The 19,241-nt window shown below is 66.2% G+C and carries 22 protein-coding genes; 11 read left to right on the top strand and 11 right to left on the bottom strand.

The annotated features are described in order from the left end of the window. Window positions 1-3: 3 nt before the first annotated feature. Genes minE through minC form a run of 3 tightly spaced genes read right to left on the bottom strand, consistent with a single transcriptional unit; the run spans window position 4 to window position 1,945 of the window. Window positions 4-300 carry a cell division topological specificity factor MinE gene (gene minE, locus AAFN89_RS09765; protein WP_347538493.1) on the bottom strand — a complete coding sequence of 99 codons (297 nt, stop codon included), beginning with the start codon at window positions 298-300 and terminating at the stop codon, window positions 4-6. Beyond that, window positions 297-1,112, bottom strand: coding sequence for a septum site-determining protein MinD (gene minD, locus AAFN89_RS09760; protein WP_347538491.1), 816 nt, complete (start codon window positions 1,110-1,112; stop codon window positions 297-299). The genes minE and minD overlap by 4 nt, the downstream gene beginning before the upstream one ends. Before the next feature lie 59 nt (window positions 1,113-1,171). Beyond that, window positions 1,172-1,945, bottom strand: a complete 774-nt coding sequence (gene minC, locus AAFN89_RS09755; RefSeq protein ID WP_347538489.1) for a septum site-determining protein MinC — start codon at window positions 1,943-1,945, stop codon at window positions 1,172-1,174. 223 nt (window positions 1,946-2,168) lie between these two features. Here minC and AAFN89_RS09750 point away from each other — a divergent pair, with 223 nt between their 5' ends. Next, window positions 2,169-3,041, top strand: coding sequence for an alpha/beta hydrolase (locus AAFN89_RS09750; protein ID WP_347538487.1), 873 nt, complete (start codon window positions 2,169-2,171; stop codon window positions 3,039-3,041). On the opposite strand, the gene AAFN89_RS09745 is transcribed toward AAFN89_RS09750, so the two are convergent. After that, complete coding sequence (locus AAFN89_RS09745) at window positions 3,026-3,442, bottom strand: VOC family protein (protein WP_347538486.1); 417 nt, start codon at window positions 3,440-3,442, stop codon at window positions 3,026-3,028. The two genes, AAFN89_RS09750 and AAFN89_RS09745, sit on opposite strands and share 16 nt — an antisense overlap. Window positions 3,443-3,558: 116 nt before the next feature. On the opposite strand from AAFN89_RS09745, the gene AAFN89_RS09740 reads away from it, so the two are divergent. From AAFN89_RS09740 to AAFN89_RS09725, 4 genes are all read left to right on the top strand, one after another. After that, on the top strand, window positions 3,559-4,137 hold the full coding sequence (locus AAFN89_RS09740; protein WP_347538485.1) for a TetR/AcrR family transcriptional regulator: 579 nt from the start codon (window positions 3,559-3,561) through the stop codon (window positions 4,135-4,137). Window positions 4,138-4,253: 116 nt separating this feature from the next. Further along, a complete protein-coding gene (locus AAFN89_RS09735; RefSeq protein WP_347538484.1) occupies window positions 4,254-4,769 on the top strand; it encodes an RNA polymerase sigma factor in 516 nt (171 codons plus the stop codon). 14 nt (window positions 4,770-4,783) lie between these two features. Next, entirely contained in the window at window positions 4,784-5,431 is a 648-nt protein-coding gene (locus tag AAFN89_RS09730; RefSeq protein ID WP_347538483.1) for a hypothetical protein, read from the top strand. Further along, window positions 5,428-7,029 carry a S8 family serine peptidase gene (locus AAFN89_RS09725; RefSeq protein WP_347538481.1) on the top strand — a complete coding sequence of 534 codons (1,602 nt, stop codon included), beginning with the start codon at window positions 5,428-5,430 and terminating at the stop codon, window positions 7,027-7,029. The genes AAFN89_RS09730 and AAFN89_RS09725 overlap by 4 nt, the downstream gene beginning before the upstream one ends. A gap of 5 nt (window positions 7,030-7,034) precedes the next feature. Here the strand turns inward: AAFN89_RS09725 and AAFN89_RS09720 are convergent, their stop codons facing one another. Beyond that, window positions 7,035-7,778: a hypothetical protein gene (locus tag AAFN89_RS09720; protein WP_347538479.1), complete on the bottom strand. Its 744-nt coding sequence runs from the start codon at window positions 7,776-7,778 to the stop codon at window positions 7,035-7,037. Beyond that, complete coding sequence (locus AAFN89_RS09715; protein ID WP_347538476.1) at window positions 7,775-8,713, bottom strand: aminotransferase class IV; 939 nt, start codon at window positions 8,711-8,713, stop codon at window positions 7,775-7,777. The genes AAFN89_RS09720 and AAFN89_RS09715 overlap by 4 nt, the downstream gene beginning before the upstream one ends. A gap of 200 nt (window positions 8,714-8,913) precedes the next feature. Here AAFN89_RS09715 and rpmB point away from each other — a divergent pair, with 200 nt between their 5' ends. From rpmB to AAFN89_RS09690, 5 genes are all read left to right on the top strand, one after another. Next, the gene (gene rpmB / locus AAFN89_RS09710; RefSeq protein WP_347538474.1) at window positions 8,914-9,213 is read left to right on the top strand and encodes a 50S ribosomal protein L28; all 300 of its coding nucleotides are present in this window, start codon (window positions 8,914-8,916) and stop codon (window positions 9,211-9,213) included. Window positions 9,214-9,297: 84 nt separating this feature from the next. Beyond that, window positions 9,298-10,092, top strand: a complete 795-nt coding sequence (locus tag AAFN89_RS09705) for a queuosine precursor transporter (protein WP_347538472.1) — start codon at window positions 9,298-9,300, stop codon at window positions 10,090-10,092. Then, the gene (tgt, locus tag AAFN89_RS09700) at window positions 10,085-11,308 is read left to right on the top strand and encodes a tRNA guanosine(34) transglycosylase Tgt (RefSeq protein ID WP_347538470.1); all 1,224 of its coding nucleotides are present in this window, start codon (window positions 10,085-10,087) and stop codon (window positions 11,306-11,308) included. The genes AAFN89_RS09705 and tgt overlap by 8 nt, the downstream gene beginning before the upstream one ends. 114 nt (window positions 11,309-11,422) lie before the next feature. After that, window positions 11,423-12,073, top strand: a complete 651-nt coding sequence (gene upp / locus AAFN89_RS09695; RefSeq protein WP_347538468.1) for a uracil phosphoribosyltransferase — start codon at window positions 11,423-11,425, stop codon at window positions 12,071-12,073. 19 nt (window positions 12,074-12,092) lie between these two features. Next, the gene (locus tag AAFN89_RS09690) at window positions 12,093-12,350 is read left to right on the top strand and encodes a DUF4170 domain-containing protein (RefSeq protein WP_347538466.1); all 258 of its coding nucleotides are present in this window, start codon (window positions 12,093-12,095) and stop codon (window positions 12,348-12,350) included. Here AAFN89_RS09690 and AAFN89_RS09685 read toward each other — a convergent pair whose 3' ends face one another. The 5 genes from AAFN89_RS09685 to phoU form a co-directional block, all read right to left on the bottom strand. Then, on the bottom strand, window positions 12,351-13,421 hold the full coding sequence (locus AAFN89_RS09685; protein ID WP_347538464.1) for an ABC transporter ATP-binding protein: 1,071 nt from the start codon (window positions 13,419-13,421) through the stop codon (window positions 12,351-12,353). 11 nt (window positions 13,422-13,432) lie between these two features. After that, window positions 13,433-14,932: an iron ABC transporter permease gene (locus tag AAFN89_RS09680; RefSeq protein ID WP_347538462.1), complete on the bottom strand. Its 1,500-nt coding sequence runs from the start codon at window positions 14,930-14,932 to the stop codon at window positions 13,433-13,435. A gap of 80 nt (window positions 14,933-15,012) precedes the next feature. Further along, on the bottom strand, window positions 15,013-16,011 hold the full coding sequence (locus AAFN89_RS09675) for an iron ABC transporter substrate-binding protein (protein ID WP_347538460.1): 999 nt from the start codon (window positions 16,009-16,011) through the stop codon (window positions 15,013-15,015). Window positions 16,012-16,487: 476 nt separating this feature from the next. Next, complete coding sequence (locus tag AAFN89_RS09670; protein ID WP_347538458.1) at window positions 16,488-17,399, bottom strand: aldose 1-epimerase; 912 nt, start codon at window positions 17,397-17,399, stop codon at window positions 16,488-16,490. Between the two features lie 140 nt (window positions 17,400-17,539). After that, window positions 17,540-18,247: a phosphate signaling complex protein PhoU gene (gene phoU / locus AAFN89_RS09665; RefSeq protein ID WP_347538456.1), complete on the bottom strand. Its 708-nt coding sequence runs from the start codon at window positions 18,245-18,247 to the stop codon at window positions 17,540-17,542. Between the two features lie 163 nt (window positions 18,248-18,410). Here phoU and AAFN89_RS09660 point away from each other — a divergent pair, with 163 nt between their 5' ends. Next, on the top strand, window positions 18,411-19,232 hold the full coding sequence (locus AAFN89_RS09660; protein ID WP_347538454.1) for an SDR family oxidoreductase: 822 nt from the start codon (window positions 18,411-18,413) through the stop codon (window positions 19,230-19,232). Window positions 19,233-19,241 lie beyond the last annotated feature (9 nt).

The raw sequence follows: 19,241 nt of genomic DNA, 5'->3' as shown, positions 1-19,241 counted from the left end.
AAGTCAGGATGTCGCCGCCCGTGCCCGCGCCCTTCTGGCGGCGGCCACGGGGGGCGCGGGCAGCTCTATGTTCACCTCCAGCATGTCGATCGACCCCTTGCTGTCCAGTTGCACGGACACCTTGTCCTCGTCAATCTGGACGTATTTGGCGACGACCTTCAGCAGGTCCTTCTGCAGCTTGGGCAGGTAATCCGGGCGCGTAGATCCCGCGCGGTCGTGCGCCAGCAGGATCTGCAGCCGCTCCTTCGCCTCGTTCGCCGAAGGCTTGGGCGCGGGCCGGAAGAAATCGAACAGCCTCATGCCGTCCTCCGCAGCAGCCGTTGCAGGAAACCCTTCTTCTCCGTCTTGAGGAAGCGGTGCTCCTTCTGCTCCCCGACGAAGCGGCCGACGGCGTCGGCGTAGGCCAGGCCGGCCTGGCTCTCCTTGTCCAGAGTCACCGGCTGTCCCAAATTGGAGGCGCGCAGCACCGTCTGGCTTTCCGGGATGACGCCCAGAAGGTCGATCGACAGGATGTCCAGCACGTCCTCGACCTTCAGCATCTCCCCCCGCTCGACCCGGTCGGGATCGTAGCGGGTGAGCAGCAGATGCTCCTTCACCGGCTTGTCGTTCCGTTCCGCGCGGCGGGATTTGGAGGCCAGCACGCCAAGGATGCGGTCGCTGTCCCGGACGGAGCTGACTTCCGGGTTGGTCACCACCACCGCCTCGTCGGCGAAATAGAGCGCCATCAGCGCACCCCTCTCGATCCCCGCCGGGCTGTCGCAGACGATGTACTCGAAATCCTTCCGAAGCTCGTCCAGGACCTTCTCCACGCCTTCCTTGGTCAGCGCGTCCTTGTCCCGTGTCTGGGAGGTCGGCAGGATGAACAGATTGTCCACCCGCTTGTCCTTGATCAGCGCCTGGTTCAGCTTCGCCTCGCCATTGATGACGTTGACGAAGTCGTAGACCACCCGCCGCTCGCACCCCATGATGAGGTCCAGATTGCGCAGCCCGACATCGAAGTCGATGACCGCTGTCTTATGGCCGCGCATGGCGAGGCCGGTGGCGAAGGCGGCTGAGGAGGTGGTCTTTCCCACTCCCCCCTTACCCGATGTCATGACGATGACTTTGGACACTGTTGGATATCTCCGCGGCGGTCTTGAGGTTCAGGTGGCGGGCTGCCTGCCGTGAGGTTTCAGGTGGAAAGGGGTTCTATGACGATCCGCTCGCCTTCGAGCCGGACCTGGGCGGGTTTCCCGATCAGGTCTTCGCCCATGTCTTCGCGGACCCGCCAATAGCCGGCGATCGAGATCAGCTCGGCGTCCAGGCTCTGGCAGAATATCCGCGCGGCCGGATCGCCGTTGACGCCAGCGAGCGCCCGGCCGCGCAGCGGACCATAGACGTGAATATGCCCGTCCGCCAGCAGTTCGGCGCCCCGGCTGACAGGGGCCATGACCACCAAATCGCCCTGATGGGCGTAGATCTGGCGGCCGGATCTCACCGGCTCCGTGACGACCAGGGACTGGCCGTTCCCGGCCCCGGCCGGTTCGGCTTCGACGGGCGTGCTTTCCGCCGGGGCCGCTGAACGGGCCGGCGCTTCCGTCGGGGTCCTGTCGGCCATCTGGCGGCCGGCGGACAGCACGCTGAAGCCGGCGGCGACCGCCTTCTGGTTCAGCGCCTCATTGCCGTTCTGGATGCCGACGGGGACAAGCTGGTGCTGGCGCAAACGGCGGCCGAACTCCGCGAAGTTGAAGGGCTGGCCGCTTTCCGCCAGCGCTTCGACATCCAGCACCACCGGCGCATGGCGGAAGAAATTCGGCGCCTGGGCGATCTTGTCCAGCAGCATGGGGAAGAAGGCGGGGTCGGTCGGGTCGTTGAGGCGCAGGACCATCAGGGTGAACGAGCCGCCCATCATCCTGAACGGCTGCGGCCGGTCGACGCCAGCCTGGCCTTGCAACGCAGAATTCATAACCCCCCACCTGAATTGGTCCCGTGACCTCTGCTTGGGTTTAACGATTGGCGCGGCCCCGGTAAAGGCGGGATCGGAGCTGTTCAGTGGGGCGGAATGATGGCGTCGCCGAAAGAGCAGCTGCGATACCCTCCTTTGCCCTATCTCTGTCTTAAAACTGTCTCATGATGGGGCATCGTTAACCAATCCGCACTAGGGTGATTGCGAGGAGGGCGCCGTCGTAATGATGATCGGGCAAGGCAAGAACAGGAAACAGGCCGCTGGCGCGGGCGCGTCGCGCCGCGTCCTCATTCGCCTCGCCGCCATCATCTTCACGGGCTATGCGGTCATTGTGGCGTTGTTCTATGGCGCTCAGGGCTATCTCCTGCATCCCGGCCGGCTGCTGCCGGCCAATCCCGACGTTGTGACGACGCTGAAACCGCTGACCATCCTTTCGGGCGACGGAGTGCGACTGACGGCCTGGTACGGCCCGCCCTCCATGGCCGGCAAGCCGACCGTCCTCATGCTCCACGGCAATAATGAATGCGCGTGGCATCGCGCGTTCGACGCTTCGGACCTGACGGTCCAGGGCTATGGCGTTCTGGCGCTGGAATATCGCGGTTATTGCGGCGCGCCCGGCTGGCCCACGGAGGCGAACATGATCGCTGACGCCGCCACCGCGCTCGCCTTCCTGGAGGATCGGGGCGCGCGGGTTGTCGCCTATGGCTATTCGATCGGGTCGGGCGTCGCGGTAGGGCTGGCGGCCGGCGAGGGCAATGGCAAGCTGGCCGGGCTGTTCCTGGAGGCCCCCTTCACCAGCGCCGTCGACGCCGCCGTCCATCTGCTGCCCTTCCTGCCGGTGCGTGTCTTCATGCGCGACCGATTCAACTCGCTGGACCGGATCGACGAGGTGGAGGCGCCGATCGTCGTCTGCCACGGCACGGACGACGCCATCATCCCCGCCTGGCAGTTCGACACTCTGTTCCAGGCCGCGCCCGAACCGCGCCTGCGCGTCGTGGCCGAAGGGGCCGACCATATCAGCACATGGCGGCTGGGCTGCGGCGAGGCGTTCAAGGCCCTCGTGGAACGCGCGACGGTCGATCAGGTCGACGCCTGAGCGGCCTCCGGATCGGCGGGAGCGGCGATCCACTCCACGACATCCAGGACCGGCCCGCCGGGGACGCGAACCATGACATGGCGCTGGCCCGTGGGGTCGTCGCGCAGCGGCTGGACGATCTCCGCCCCCTCGGCGCGGAGGCGGGAATCCAGCGCGGTCGCGTCGTCCACCTCCACCGTCAGCAGCACGCTCCGCCCGCGATCCCGCTCTCCCGGCGGCATGCTGTCATGCCCTTCGGCGATCAGCGCGACGTTGAAGCCCGCCGGTCCGCCCTGGCTCAGATGCACGTACCAGGGCGCGTCGAAGACCACTTCCAGGTCGAACAGGCCCGTCAGGAAATCTCGCGCCGCCGCCGGATCGGCGACCGAGAACAGGGGATAGAGGCTGTTGATCGATGGCATCGGGGATTTCCTTCCATGTTCGACGGCGTTAGAACATACAATCTGTACGAAACGAGAATAAACATACAGTCTGTATGAAAACAACGAAAATCGATTCGCCGGACGGACAAGCCTCCATGGGCCGAAAGACCGCCAGGACGCGGCAACGTCTGCTTTCCGTGGCGCGCCGTCATTTCGCGCGCGACGGCTATGCCGGCGCGGCCACGGAGGCAATCGTGGCCGAAGCGGAGATGACGCGCGGCGCGCTCTACTATCAGTTCCAGGACAAGCGGGATCTCTTCCGCGCAGTGGTGGAGGAGGTTGCGGCCGAACTGGTGACGCGGATCGGGGAGGCGGCCGATGAGGCGGCCACGCCGGTCGAAGCGGTCGTGGCCGGCAGTCGCGCCTTTCTGGCGCATGCGACCGCGCCCGACATAAGGCGCATCCTGCTGATCGACGCCCCCACCGTGCTGGGCTGGGCGGAATGGCGTGCGATCGATGCACGCCATGGGATGGGGTCTCTGGCGGAGGGACTTCAGGCCTGCGCCGACGCCGGCGTGATCGCTGTCGGGCAGGTCCGCCCGCTGACCCACCTCCTGTCAGGCGCTCTCAACGAAGCCGCACTGGCGCTGTCGGACGAAGGGGCCGATCCGGCGCTGGCGCCGGCAGCCGAAGACCTCATCCGCGCCGCCCTCGCTCCTCCTGGTGGAGGCTGACGGCATTCCTGGGCAACCTTCTCGGGGCAACCTTTCTCATGCGCACCCCATTTTCGCCTCACCCGGGGGAATAAGATCGGACTGCCGCCGTAGTGAGGCCGCTTGTGGGTGATGGAATGCTTTTCAATGACGCGATGCGCCGGGAAATGGTGGTTGTGCTGCCAAAGCTCCGACGCTTCGCCTACGGCCTCACCGGATCGATCGACGAGGGTGACGATCTTGTCCAGGCCGCTTGCGAAAGAGCCCTGAGCCGGGCCCATCAATGGCGCTCCGACACCCGCCTGGACAGTTGGATGTACAAGATCGTGCAGAATCTCTGGATCGATCGGATTCGCCGGGACCGTCGCCTGACCGTCGTCGGGGAAGACAACGATCTGGACGTGTTCCCAGGCGGCGACGCCGGCGATGAGACGGAGCAGCGCCTGTTGCTGGGCACCGTGCGGGATCGCATCGCGGTCCTGCCGCCGGACCAGCGGAACGTGCTGCTGCTGATCACGGTGGAAGGCATTTCCTACAAGGAGGCGGCGGCAATCCTGGACATTCCCATCGGCACCGTGATGAGCCGGCTGGCCAGGGCGCGCATCGCGCTTGGCAAGGCATTGGACACCGCGCCCGCAGTGGTGGGGGTGTGAGGGAGACGAGGCGCATGAGCGAACGGAACTGGGATGATGCATTGTTGGTTGCCTATGTCGACGGCGAACTGCCCGAGGACGAGGCGCGGCGGGTGGCGGCGCTGGTCGAGACCGATCCGGCGGCGCGGGAGGCGGTCCGCCTGCTGACCCTGAGCGCCGAGGCGGCGCGGAACGCCTTCGACGAACCGCTGCGCCAGCCGATTCCGGACCGGCTGATGCAGGCGCTGGATGCGGCATCCGAAGGAGTGGGGCCGGCGGAATCGCCAACCTCCGCCCGCCGCTGGGGTTTGCCGTTGGCCGCCGCGATCGCCGCATTGGTCCTGGGTTTCGGCGGGGGCTATCTGACGGGTGCGCCCGATGATGATTACCAGTTGGCCTCGGGCCCGCCGCCGGAGCCCGCGACCATGTCCGATGGACGGTTCGAAGCGGCCCTCTTCCAGGCGTTGCAGGAAGAGCCGGGCGCGGAGGTCGAGTATGGCGCGGCTGACGGCGACGAGGGAACGGTCACCGCGCGGGAGGAGATCACCTTGTCGAACGGCCTTTCCTGCCGCGCGTTCGAGAACCAGGAATCCACGCAGGCCGAAAGCGTGTCGGGCATCGCCTGCCGTGGAGCCGACGGCGCATGGGCCGTCCTGACCTTGCCTGGTGAGGAGGATGAGTGAGGAAGCCGGTTAATCCCCGCTGTCTTCCGGCCTGGGCAATCCTGCTGGGCCTCTCATTGGCCTGCGCGCCGATCGGGCTGGATATCGGCAAGGGCGGCCTTTCCCTTCAGGACAAGACCGCCCTTGCCGATGATGACGATGGCGGGGACGACGATGACGGCGGGGGGAACGGTAATGGCAACGGCAACGGCAACGGCAACGGCAACGGCAACGGCAATGGCAATGGCAACGGGAACGGGAACGGGAATGGAGGGGGGAACGGCAACAACGGCAACACCGGGGGAGGCGGCCGGGGCAATGGCGGACAAGCGCGCGGCAACGGGCAGAGCGACGATGACGGCGTCAGTAATCGAGGCGTCGTACGGTATGACCGCAATCCCATGGAGTTCCTGCGCGGGCTGATAGGCGGAGCGCCGGCTCCGGCGCCGGAGCCTCGTCAGGCCGCCGCCCCCGCTCCCCCGGCGCCGCCCCCGCCACCCAGGCCCCAGCCGGAGATGGACCCGTTCCTCGCGGATCTGGAACGATCCCACCCCGATCGCCATGAACAGGCCGTCCAGGACGAGCTGGTGGTGGTCAATGGCGATCCCGCCTTCTTTCCTTCGGTGGAGCGGCTGGGTTTCTCCGTCATTGAGCGACAGTCCCTGGAAACACTGGAGATTGATACCGCGCGACTGCGCATTCCCCCATCCATGACGCTGACGGCGGCGCAATCGGTGCTGTCCCAACTCTTTCCCGGAACGGCCTTCGATGTGAACGGCATCTACCGTCCGCGCCAGCAGCTCGTCCTGCCGTCACCGAACTATCCGAAGACACTGATCGGCTGGCCGGTGAGCGGCCCGGCCTGCGGCGGCGCGGGCGCGAATGTCAGGATCGGCATGGTCGACGCGTCTGTGGACGCATCGCTCCCGGCTTTCCGGGACAGCCGGATCGAGCAGCGGTCTTTCGTCGAGGAGGAAGCGGAGAATGACGGCCACGGCACCGCCGTCGCCTCGATCCTGGTCGGAGAGGACGGGCTTCTGCCCGACGCGCGGCTGATGGCGGCGACCGTCTTCCGCCCCGGGCCCGACGGCCGGCCACTGACGACGGCCTTCGACATCGCGGCGGCGCTGGACTGGCTGATGGAGCAGGAGGTGGGCGTGGTGAATATGAGCTTCACCGGCGATGCCAACCTGCTGTTGAGCGTCGCCATGGCGCGAGCCGACCGGCGCGGGATCGTGGCCGTCGCGGCCGCCGGCAATGGCGGCCCATCGGCGCCGCCCGCTTATCCTGCCTCCTATGATTCGGTCATCGGCGTCACCGCCATCGACTATCGGCGGGAACTCTACGGGCTGGCCAACCGGGGCGACTATATCGATTTCGCCGCGCCCGGGGTCCGTGTTTCAGCGGTCGCGCCGGACGGTCGGATAACCTTCGTCACCGGCACGTCGTTCGCCACCCCGTTCGTCAGCGCGGCGGTAGCGCGCATCCTCGCCGCCGGCATTCCGGCGGAGGCCGCCGCCGTGCAGGAGGCGCTGTCCGAACAGGCGGTCGATCTGGGGGAACCGGGATACGATCCGCAATTCGGCTGGGGGCTGATCCAGGCGGCGGACCGCTGCTGACAGCTTCAGGTCAGCCGGTGGGCATGGAGGGCCTGGTAGTAGGGCAGGCAATCCTCTGCCAACCGCTCCAGATGGTCCGGCAATCCCACCGTCTTCTCCTGATAGCGTTGGAAGCCGGTCGACCGCTCCACCGCATGATACCAGTAGGGCGCCCAGACGCCGTCGGTCGGGCGCGGCCCCGGCGGCCAGGACAGCATCGCTTCATCGAATGGAACCTCCAACGCCTCGCAGAGGCGGCGCAGCATGCGCGGCGGGTCCATCAGGATGTCGCGACTGTCGACCACCGGGGGCGGCGAACCTTCGGCATCAGCCAGCTTTTCGAACAGCGTCCGCTGCTGGGGCAGCCCCGTATCCTCCAGCGTCACCGTCTCCCGTGTGCGGGTGTAGGAGGCCAGCATGGCGCGCGGATCGCGGATCAGGAAGGCATGGGTCAGGCCGTCGATCCAGTCCCCGCCCATGCCGGACAGCAAATGGTGGGCCATGTGCTTCTGATAGAAGATCGTGCGGCCGGCGGGCAGCGGGCCCAGCAGCGTATCCGCGACTTTCCGCCAGTCCGGCTCCTGATGGGCGATCACCTCCTCCCAGCCGGGATGGTCCAGGCCCGTCTCGTTGAGGTAATGGGCATAGAACGGCTCGTCCACGACATGGGTGTCGGGCCGGTTGCCCCAGGACCGCATCATGGCGGTGGAGATATTGCGCGGGCCCGACCACATGGCGATGCGCCGGACGCCGTTCATACCGCCGTTCATACGGGGCACTCCCGGTCCATGAGACCGGCATAGAGCGTCCGAAGCCGTTTGGTGACGGGGCCGAGCCGCCCGCTCCCGATGGTTCGGCCATCTGCCGATATCGCGGGGACGAGGCCGGCGAAGGTGCCGGTCACGAAGGCTTCATCGGCGCTATAGACCTGGGTCAGGGAGAAATTCTTCTCCCGCGCCGTAATGCCGTTCTCCCGGCACAGCCTCAGCACGTTCTCTCGCGTGATGCCCAGAAGGCAATAGTCGCCGGTGGAGGTCCAAACCTCGCCATCCCGGACGATGAAGAAGTGCGTGGAGTTGCAGGTGGCGACGAAGCCCTGCGGGTCCAGCATCAGCGCCTCATCCGCGCCGGCTTTGGCGGCCTGGATGCAGGCGGCGATGCAGTTCAGCTTCGAATGGCTGTTCCATTTCGGGTCCTGTACGTCGGGCGACCCTCGACGCACATGGGTGGTGAACAGCGTGACGCCCCGGTCGGCCACCTCCGGCTTCGGCGACTTCCATTCCGGAATGATGACGATGGTCGGCGGGCCGATCGTGACTCGCGGGTCCTGGTAAGGCGTGGCCTTCAGGCCCCGCGTGACCATCAGCCGGATATGAATGCCCGATCCTTTCGGCCCGGTCATCCCGTTGGTCTCTGTCGTTCGGTAGATGGCGGCGGCAAGCTCGTCCCGGGTGAGGCCGATATCCAGATCGATGGCCTTCGCTCCTTCATAGAGTCGGTCGAGATGCGCCTGTAGGAAAGCCAGCTTCCCATTGTGCAGCCGCAACCCTTCCCAGACGCCATCGCCCAGCACGAACCCCGAATCGAGGACCGACACCATGGCGTCGGCACGGTGTTTCAGGACCCCGTTGACGGAGATGAGGATCGAGGCATTGCGCGGATCGTCCTCATAGGTATGGGTGCTGGTGGGTGTGGCGGCGTCCATGTGTTCCTTCGGCGTTTGGCTTTCCTTAGCTCGCCATTGTCGACGCCGTATGGATTCCCGATCAAGTCGGGAATGACGATCCACCCCTAGGAGGCACTTGACGCCCCCGCCGCCCTTCGCCTATATCACCGCGTCCGCCGGGCAGGGTTTCTGTCCGGCGCTGTTTTTCGTATTTATTCTCGTGTCGAAGGATTAGCGCCATGGCCCGTCGTTGCGACCTGACCGGCAAGGGTGTGCAGACCGGTAACAACGTCAGCCACGCCAACAACAAGACGCGTCGCCGGTTTCTCCCCAATCTGCAGGAAGCCTCGCTGATGAGCGAGACCCTGCGGGAGACCGTGCGTCTGCGGCTGTCGACCCACGCCATCCGGACGGTGGAGCATCGGGGAGGCCTGGACGGCTACCTGCTGAATGCTCGCGCCTCGGAACTGACGGCCGAGCTTCGCCGCCTGAAGCGTCGTCTGGAGAAGGCCCAGGCCGAGAATACCGCGGCGGCCTGATCCGCGGCGCGACCCAGTCAAAGCCCGCGGTTCCGCCGCGGGCTTTTTTGTTGGCCTCTCGTCCTTGTCACCGGAGCGTCCGTCATGCTGAGCCTGTCGCCCCAAGGCGTCGTCGCCGCCCTCCAGGCCCTGCCGCCGGAACTGGTGCTGGTGCTGGAACTGCTGCTGTGTTTCGGCGCGATCCTCGCTCTCCTGCGCTGGTTCGGCGAAAGCGGGATGTACGCCTATATCTGCGTCGCCGTCATCGGGGCGAACGTGCAGGTGCTGAAGCCGGTTCAGTTCGGCATCTACGACAATCCGGTGGCGCTGGGGACAATTCTCTTCTCCTCCACCTTCCTGGCCACCGACATCCTGGCCGAACATTACGGTGCGGCCTCGGCCCGGCGGGGCGTGATGCTGGGATTCTCCACCTTCCTCTTCTGGACGGTGATCATGATCCTGACCATGGGCTATTCGCCCCTGACTCCGGAGCAGGCCGGCGAGGCTATGGCCTGGGCGGTGCCGATCCAGGGCGCGTTCGAGACGCTGTTCGTGCCGGTGCCCGCCTTCTTCGTGGCCGGGATGACGGCTTACCTGATCAGCCAGCTTCACGATGTCTGGGCGTTCGAGACGATCCGGAAATGGACGCAGGGCAAGGCGCTGTGGCTTCGCAACAACGTCTCGACCATCATATCCAGCCTGATCGACAACACCGTCTTCAGCGTGCTCGCCTGGGTGGTGCTGGCGCCGCAGCCGGTTGGCTGGGAGCCGCTGATCTTCACCTACATCCTGGGCACCTTCTTGTTGCGCGTAGCGATCGCGCTTCTGGACACGCCCTTCATGTACCTGTCCCGGATCGTCATCCGGCGCGACCCGCCGGGCGCCGCCAGCTATGCCTGACGGCGTCTCTTCCCGATATCCGGGCTTCGCGTTCGAGATAGAGGCCGCCGATCCCGCCAGCCGCGCGCGGGTCGGCCGGCTGACGACGCCGCACGGCGCGATCGAGACGCCGAACTTCATCTTCTGCGGCACCAAGGCCTCGGTGAAGGGGGTGACGCCGGCGCAGCTTCGCGAGGCGCGGACCGACATTATCCTGTCCAACACCTACCATCTGATGATCCAGCCGGGCGCGGATGTCGTCGCGAAGATGGGCGGGCTGCACCGCTTCATGGGCTGGGACGGGCCTATGCTGACCGATTCCGGCGGCTTTCAGATCTTCTCCATGGGGCATGGCTCCGTCGCCGATGAGATCAAGGGACGGCGGCAGCAGAGTCGTCCGGCCAGCCTGACCAAGATCACGGAAGAAGGAGCGACCTTCCGGTCTTACTTGAGCGGCGAGAAGCTGTTCCTGACGCCGGAAAGCTCCATCGACATTCAGCGCAAGCTGGGCGCGGATCTGATCGTGCAGCTAGACGAATGCACGCCCTTCCATGTCGATCGCGCCTATACGGCGAAATCCATGGCGATGAGCCACCGCTGGGGCGACCGCAGCCTGGCGGAGTTCGAACGGGGCGGGGGCCTGTCGGCGAACGGGCTGCCTCAGGCGCTCTACGGCATCATCCAGGGCGGGGTCTATCCCGACCTGCGGGAGGAAAGCGCGAGCTACACCCGCGACCGCGCCTTCTTCGGCACGGCGGTCGGCGGCTCGCTGGGCGCGCACAAGGACCAGATGTACGAAGTCGTCTCCTACTGCATGCCCTTCGTGGCGGCGGACCGGCCGGTCCACCTGCTGGGCATCGGCGGGGTCGGCGACATCTTCGCCGGCGTGCGCCAGGGGATCGATACGTTCGACTGCGTCTCGCCGACCCGGGTCGCGCGGCATGGCTGGGCGATCATGAAGGGCGGGGCGGCCGGCTCCGAGAAGATCAATCTGCGGAACGCGCGGTTCCGCGACGATTCCAGCCCGATCGACCTGACCTGCGAGTGCGCTACCTGCCGTGCCTTCCCGCGCGCCTATCTGCACCACCTGATCAGGGCGGGGGAGCTTCTGGCGACGACGCTGGTCTCCGTCCACAACATCTTCACCATGAACCGGCTGATGCGCGACATCCGGGCCGCGCTCAGGGGCGGGACGCTGGACGATGCCGAACGGGAGTGGCGCGGCGCGGCGGAATAGGCCGCCAGACCCTCACCCGTCGGACTCCCATCTTGGCGCGGCGCTCGGCAGGGGCTATGGTCCGCCGCGTCCGCCCGGACTTGCCGGATCCCAGAGCCGAAGACGCGAAACCGCATGAAGATCCATCCGAACTTCCCCAATCTCTTCATCCTCAATCACCCGTTGATCCAGCACAAGCTGACGCATATGCGCCAGAAGGAGCGGTCGACCAACGGCTTCCGGTTGCTGCTGCGCGAGATCTCCATGCTGATGGGCTATGAGATCACCCGCGACCTGCCGATGACCACGCTTCCGATCGAGACGCCGCTGGAGCCGATGGAGGCGCCGGTGCTGGCCGGGAAGAAGGTGGCGCTGGTCTCCATCCTCAGGGCCGGGCTCGGCATGACCGAAGGGCTGCACGAACTGATCCCGTCGGCGCGTGAAGGCCATATCGGCCTCTACCGCGATCCCGCGACCAAGATGCCGGTGGAATATCTGGTCAAGCTGCCGCAGGCGGAGGACCGGATCTTCATCCTGGTCGACCCCATGCTGGCGACGGGGAACTCGGCGGTCCATGCGGTCGACGTGCTGAACCGCCACGGCGTCGCTGACGAGAACATCCGGTTCATGGCCCTGGTCGCCGCGCCGGAAGGCGTCCGGGTCTTCCACAAGGCCCATCCCGACGTGAAGGTCTTCACCGCCTCGCTGGACCGCCAGTTGAACGACCACGCCTACATCCTGCCGGGCCTCGGCGACGCCGGCGACCGGATGTTCGGCACTAAATGATCCTGAAGAGACCGAACCCATGACCAAGCAGCTCCTCCACCTCGTCTTCGGCGGCGAACTCAAGCATCCGGGATCGATGGAATTCGTCGACACCAAGGATCTCGACGTCGTCGGCATCTATCCGAACTATAAGGAAGCCCTGGCGGCCTGGCGCGGCGCGGCGGCGGCGACGGTGGACGACGCGCACAAGCGCTATTTCGTCGTTCATCTCCACCGCCTGCTCGATCCCGAAGCGACCCCCGAGGCGACCGAGATCGCGCCCCCGAAGGCGGAGTGACTAATCCGCGGCGGCCGGTCTGACCTCATCCTCCAGGACGGTGGCGGGCTCGGACGTCGTGAGAGACACCGTCTCTCCCACATCATAGACCCTGCCAGGGCCGGAGATGGCGAGAAGGTCCGCGCCTTTCTCCGAGCGCAGCCAATAGAACAGGTCGTGGCCCCGGAACTCCCGCCCCGTGATGGTGGCGAAGGCGAGGGCCGATCCTCCGGCATTGAGGATCAGCTGTTCGGGCCGGACGGCGACGGCGACATGACCCTTCCGCCCCCCGTCGATCGGCAGCCGGCCCAGCGGCGTCTCCACCACCGAACCGTCGGCGTTTCCGGCGATGACGTTTGACCGGCCCAGGAAGCGCGCGACGAAGATCGTGCGGGGGCGGCGATAGACCTCCTCCGGCGTTCCCATCTGCTCGACCCGCCCCTGGTTCATCACCACGATCCGGTCTGAGAAGGCCAAGGCCTCCTCCTGGTCGTGGGTGACCAGGATCGCGGCGCTGCCGACCTTGCGGAGAAGCGTCCGGACCTCCTGGCGCGTCTCCTCCCGCAGGGTGGCGTCCAGGTTGGAGAAGGGCTCGTCCAGAAGGATCAGCCGCGGATGGGTCGCCAGGGACCGGGCCAGCGCTACCCGCTGCTGCTGCCCGCCGGAGAGCGCCTGCGGCATCCGCTGGGCGAGATCGGCGAGGGAGACGAGATCCAGCATTTCCTGCGCCCGCGCCCGACGCTCGACCTTCGGCAGGGCGCGAAGCCCGAACATCACGTTCTCAAGCACGGTCAGGTGTGGGAACAGCGCATAATCCTGGAAGACGATGCCTATGCCGCGCCGTTCGGGGGGCAGGTCGACGATCGATCGTCCCTCGACAGAGATCGCGCCTGAATCCGGCCGCTCGAAACCCGAGATGAGGCGCAGGGTGGTGGTCTTGCCGCAGCCGCTCGGCCCCAGCAGCGAGACGATCTCCCCGTCGCCGACGGTGAAGCCGACATCGCGCACCGCCGGCAGGTCCATCGCCGGGAAGCGTTTCGTCAGCCCGCTGGCGACCAGCAGCGGCGCGCTATCCTTCCGGGGGGCGGCCAAGGGAATGCCTCTTACTCGCGTTTGCCTTCATGGGCCAATACCACACCGATCATCAAACCCGAAAATATTACGATGGCGGCGGCATAGGGCGCGGCGTTCGCCAGCATCCCTTCCACCGTCCGGCTGAAGACGTTGATGGCCAGCGTCCTGAAGCCGGCGGGGGACAGCAGGAAGGCGATCGGAAGCTCCTTCATCGCGATGATGAAGACCAGCGCCATGCCGGCGACGATCCCGCGCCGGAGCAGCGGCAAGACCGCGTGGGCGAAGGCCCGCACCGGTCCGTAGCCCAGCGACCGCGCCGATTCCTCCAGCGCCGGCCGGGCCTGGAGTAGCGAACTGCGGATCGGCCCCAGCGCCAGCACAAGGAAATGAAGGGCGTAGGCGATGATGAGCAGCGCCAGGCTCTGGTAAAGCCAGGGGACCGCGCCGAGCGAGAAGAACACCATGGCCAGCGCGAAGGTCAGCGGCGGCGTCGCGTAGCCCAGAAAGGCCAGACGGTCGATCAGGGTCGCCGGACGCGACGGGTGGCGCACCGTCAGGTAGGCGATCGGCAGGGCCAGCAGGCCGGCCAGGATGGCGGCGGGGACCGCGGCGGCGATCGAATGGAGGAACCCCTCCAGCAGGTCCGGCAGGCTGGGCAGCACGGGTTCCAGCGACAGCCAGAAGGAAAGCACGGCGGCCGGCAAGCCAAGCGAAGCCAGGACGACCAGCGCGATAAAACCCCAGGCAAGAGGCGTCCAGCGGCCCAACCTGATCGGCGTGAATCGGCGTTCGGAGCCAGTGCCGGTGCGCGCCAGTTCAAGCCCGCTGCGCGCCTTGCCTTCGATCCAGATCATCGAAAGGGAAACAGTCATCAGCAGGATCGACAACCAGGCGGCGTAGACCCGGTCGAACGCGCCGGAATATTGGGTGTAGATGACATAGGAGAAGGCCTCGAAGCGCATCAGCGCCACCGCGCCGAAATCGCCCAGCGTATAGAGGCCGATGACCAGCCAGCCGGAGAAGAAGGCCGGCTTGAGGTGCGGTAGCGTCACCCTTCGGAACGTCTGCCAGGGTGTGCAGCCCAGGCTGCGGGCGCTTTCCGCCAGGCTGGGATCGAGGCCGCTCAGCGCCGCCCGCAGATTGAGGAAAAGATAGGGGAAGGTATAGAGGCCGAGCGCCAGCACCGCCCCCCAATAGCCTTCCGGCCGGGGCAGGCGGATGCCCACGACCTGCGCCATGAAGCCGTAATTGCCGCTGAGCCCGATCAGCGCGTAGGCCATTACATAGCCCGGCACCGCTAGAGGCAGGGCGGCCAGAACGGTGACGGCCTTCCGGCCGGCAAGGTCCGACCGCGTCGTCAGCCAGGCGAGCGGCAGGGCGATGGCCGTCGTGAAGGCCAGCACGCCCAACGTCAGCGCAATCGTGTTGGCGAACAGTGCCGCCGTTCGCGGTCGGACGATCAGGTCCCACAGCACCGCTGGCTCGGCGTCCAGCGCTCTGACGACAAGGTAGACAAGGGGGACAAGCATCCCCATCCCGGCCGCGAAGGCCGGGATGAGAATGATGGCCGGCGGCCGGACGCTACGCGGCGTTGCGGCAGCCAGGGATGTCAGAGCAGCCCCACGTCGCGCAGCATGTCGAGCGTGCCGTCCAGATCGTCGAGATCGTTGAGGTCGACATCGACGGCCGCCGCCTCCAGATCCTCCTGGCTTTCCAGCATCGGATTGCGGCTCACCTCGTCCGTCACCGGATATTCGTGGACCTCATCGGCGAAATATTGCTGGGCCTCCGGCGACAGCAGGAAATCGACGAACTGCAGCGCGAGATCCGGCTGGTTGGACGAGGCGAGCACGCCGACGCCGGCGACCATCAGAAGGTTGCCGATGTCGCCATCCTCGAAATGGGTCTGGGCCACGGGGAAGTCCGGATCGGTCGATTTGAATCGCAGCAGGTAATAATGGTTCGGCAGGCCGAAATCTATCTCCCCATCGGCGACCGCCTGCACCTGCGCGGTATTGTTCGAATAGGCCTGGATGTCGTTGGCGATCATGCCTTCCAGCCATTCGCGGGTCGCCTCCTCGCCCAGCACCACGCGCATGGCGGTGAGGTGCGCCTGGAACGATCCGTTGGTCGGCGCCCAGCCGACCCGGCCCCGATAGGTTTCGCCGGTCAGGTCCAGGATGCTGTCCGGCAGTTCGTTCTCGGTCACGCGCTCGGTGGAATAGACCAGCGTGCGGGCGCGGGCGGAGGCGCCGATCCATTTCCCGTTCTCGTCATGGAAGGCGTCGGGCACCCGGCTCAGGATCTCTTCCGGCAGCGGCGCGAACAGGTCCGAAACCGCGCCCAGCGCGCCCGGATCCTGCGCCCAGAACACGTCGGCCGGGCTGGCTTCGCCTTCCTCCTGCAACAGGATGGCCAGCTCCGCGGTGCCGCCATAGCGGACATTCACCGTGACGCCGGACTGCTCCTCGAAGGCGCGGACAAGGGGGTCGACCAGGGATTCCCCCCGTCCGGAATAGAGGATCAGCTCCTGGGCCGAAGCGGCGGAGACCGGACCAAGGAGGGCGGCGGCCAGGGTCGCGGCCAGCGTGACGCGCGTACGGTTCATGTCATCGCCTCATTGTTGAGGTTGGCGGAACGGTCGAACTTTAGTGAGATTGATTATCATTGTCGATATGGGTCGCACGTCCGCCGGAGACGGAGCCGCCGCAAAAAAGAAGGGCGCGCCGTCGCCGGTCGCGCCCAGTCGTTTGGGAGAGTTTGATTGCGATTCCGCCCCGACCGAGTGAGGAAGAGGAGACGGGCGACCATCACTACGTTCGTAATGAAAATCATTCGCAACCGATGAGCGGAGCATAGACGCTTCTCGGCGGAATGCAACAGCAAATGAGAATTGTTCGCAAGTAACTGATTGGATGGATCGGGAAGGGCTTTCGCCCTCTCTACACCGTCATGCTGGACTTGATCCAGCATCCATGCGGTGTCGAAGGACGCCGGGACCGCGCCCGTTTCTTCGCCGCCGGCGGAGCGGCGAGGACCTATGGATTCCAGCCTCCGCTGGAATGACGGGAAGGGGGAGTATCATCACTCACCCAGGCGAGGCGTGAAGGTCGCGCTGCCTGATAGCGTCTCGTCCGGAGCCAGGACCACCGTTCCGGTATGACGCTCGCCGTCTTCGGCGCGGTTGAAGGCGTCTGTCATGTGGCTTACCGGCTCCACGCAGAAATAGGGCGCGTCGGGGGAGTAGACGACCAGCATCGACAGCGGCGGTTCGGCGGAGATGGCGAGCGAGCGGTTCTCGCCGGGCCAGTCGAGGCGGGCAGCACCGGTCCAGCCGGAGAAGCCGTTGTCCATGCGGGCGTCAGCCGGTCGGACGCCGCGCCCAAGATCGTTCTCCGCCGGTGGCGGGACCAGTAGCCGCACCGGCATGACTTCCCCGTCCGTCTCCCACATGCCGTCTACCGGGGCGGTCAGAACCGTGTCCTCCCGCCGCGGGAAATAGGGGTGGAGGCCGATACCGGCAGGCATCGGCCCGTCGCCGCGATTCGTCACCTCGATCGTGTGCCGAAGCCCGGCTTCGGACAATTCCATGACCTGCCGCGCCGAATAGGGGAAGGGATAGCCATCGGCCGGTCCGTCGAACGCCAGCACGGCCTTCGTTCTGTCGGCTTCCTCCAGCCGCCAGGGATTTTGCCAGCCGTCGCCATGCAGGCTGTGACGCTCCGGCGGGTGGTTGAGCGGGAGGGAATAGGTCTTCCCCATGAACCGCAGCCGGCCTTCACGGATACGGTTGGAGAACGGGACCAGCGGGAAGCATGCCGTCTCAAGCACCGATCGCCGGGCAATCGCCTCTTCCGGCGTCGGCCGCATCCAATCCACCCGGCCGGCGGGTCCGCTTTCATGGAAGGCCGTGATCGCCCCGCCGATCTGTGGGCAGATTTCCACGGTCAGGCCGCCATGGCGGAGGGTGACGATATCCGGGGAGGCTTGGGGCATGAGCGTGCCGTTGTTGAGGGTTGAAAAACCAACGCCCCCTCACCCAACCCTCTCCCACGGAGGGGAGAGGGCTAGCAACTTTCCCCTCTCCCCTCCGTGGGAGAGGGAGGGGCCCGCGAAGCGGGAGGGTGAGGGGTAAGCTATTGGTCCACCTTCACCACGGTCAGGCTGGCTTCGTCCTCCTTGGGACGGTCGCCGCTGATGGTGTGGCCGCTGACCAGGAAGTGGACGTTCTCCGCCACATTTGTCGCGTGGTCGCCGATGCGTTCGATGTTCTTCGAGATGAACAGGAGATGCGTCCCCGTGGAGCAGAGCTTGGGATCGTCGATCATGCGTTCGACGATGTCCTGGAAGACGGCGGTGTGCAGCGCGTCGACCTCATGGTCGCGGCTCCAGGCCGAAACGGCCAGGGCGGCGTCGCGGTCGATATAGGCCTGGGCGACCTCGTCCAGGATCTCCAGCACCTTCTCGCTCATGGTCCGGAACTGATCGGCGGCGATCAGCGGGCCGACCTGGGACAGGGTGAGCGAGCGTTTGGCGATGTTCGCCGCATAGTCGCCGATACGCTCCATATCCGCGGCGATCTTCATCGCGGCGATCGTGCGCCGCAGATCGTTGGCCAGCGGGGAACGCAGCGCCAGCAACCGGAAGACGGTTTCATTCACCTGCCGCTCCAGCGCGTCCATCTCCGCATCGCGCTTCAGCACGATCGTCGCCGCGTCCGAATCCAGGCGCAGAAGCGCGTCCACCGCCCCGGCCACCTGTTCGTGCGCCAGCTTTCCCATCGCCATGATGGCTTCGCGGACATCGCGGAGTTCGTTGCCGAAGGCGGTGACGATATGAGGCACGGGCCGAAACTCGCTTAAGGACGTTGGAACAGGGGGACAGTATAGGCGTACGGCCCGTCCCTGGCGACCACCGACGGGGTTGAAGCCGCGCCGCGCGACATAAGTAGGAATTAGTACGGTTTCAGAAGGATCGCGTCGACAACCAGCAGGAGAGACCGGAAAGATGGCCGGAAAGACAGAGGGAAAACCGCTTCTGGAGGGGCAGGTCGTGGTCGTGACCGGCGCCAGCTCCGGCATCGGCCGGGCGACCGCCGTGGCGTTCGGCGGGCACGGCGCGAAGGTCGTGGTCAACTACCTTTCCGGGGACGAGGCGGCCGACGCCACCGTCGGAGAGATCGAGGCGGCGGGCGGCGAGGCGATACGCGTCGCCGGCGACGTCAGCCGCGAGGACCAGGTGGAGCGCCTGTTCGCGAAGGCGGCCGACGCGTTCGGTACGGTCCACATACTGGTCAACAATGCGGGCATCCAGCAGGACGCGCCGTTCGAGAAGATGACGCTCGACCAGTGGCGGAAGGTGATCGACGTCAACCTGACCGGCCAGTTCCTGTGCGCCCGCGCCGCCATACGTGAATTCCTGCGTCGCGGGCCGCAGCCGGAGGTCTCCAAGGCGGTCGGCAAGATCGTGTCGATGAGTTCGGTCCACCAGGCGATACCCTGGGCCGGGCACGCGAACTACGCCGCCTCGAAGGGCGGGGTGATGCTGCTGACCGAAACGCTTGCCCAGGAATTCGGGCACCGGAAGATCCGGGTCAATGCCGTGGCGCCGGGGGCGATCCGCACGCCGATCAACCGTGGCGCGTGGGAGGACGAGGAATCCCTGAAGGAGCTTATGACGCTCATCCCCTATCGGCGGATCGGTGAGCCGGCGGACGTGGCCGAGGCGGTCTGCTGGCTGGCGTCGGACCTGTCGGACTATGTCAACGGCACGACCCTCGTCGTCGATGGCGGGATGATGCTCTACCCCGGTTTTCGCGGCAACGGTTGAAGGAAGAAG

It is taken from the genome of Inquilinus sp. CAU 1745 (assembly GCF_039839375.1).
In the GTDB taxonomy this organism is placed as follows: Bacteria; Pseudomonadota; Alphaproteobacteria; order DSM-16000; family Inquilinaceae; genus JBDOQU01.
The sequence above is the reverse complement of the archived record's forward strand: the minus strand, read 5'-3'. Positions and strand labels throughout refer to the sequence as shown.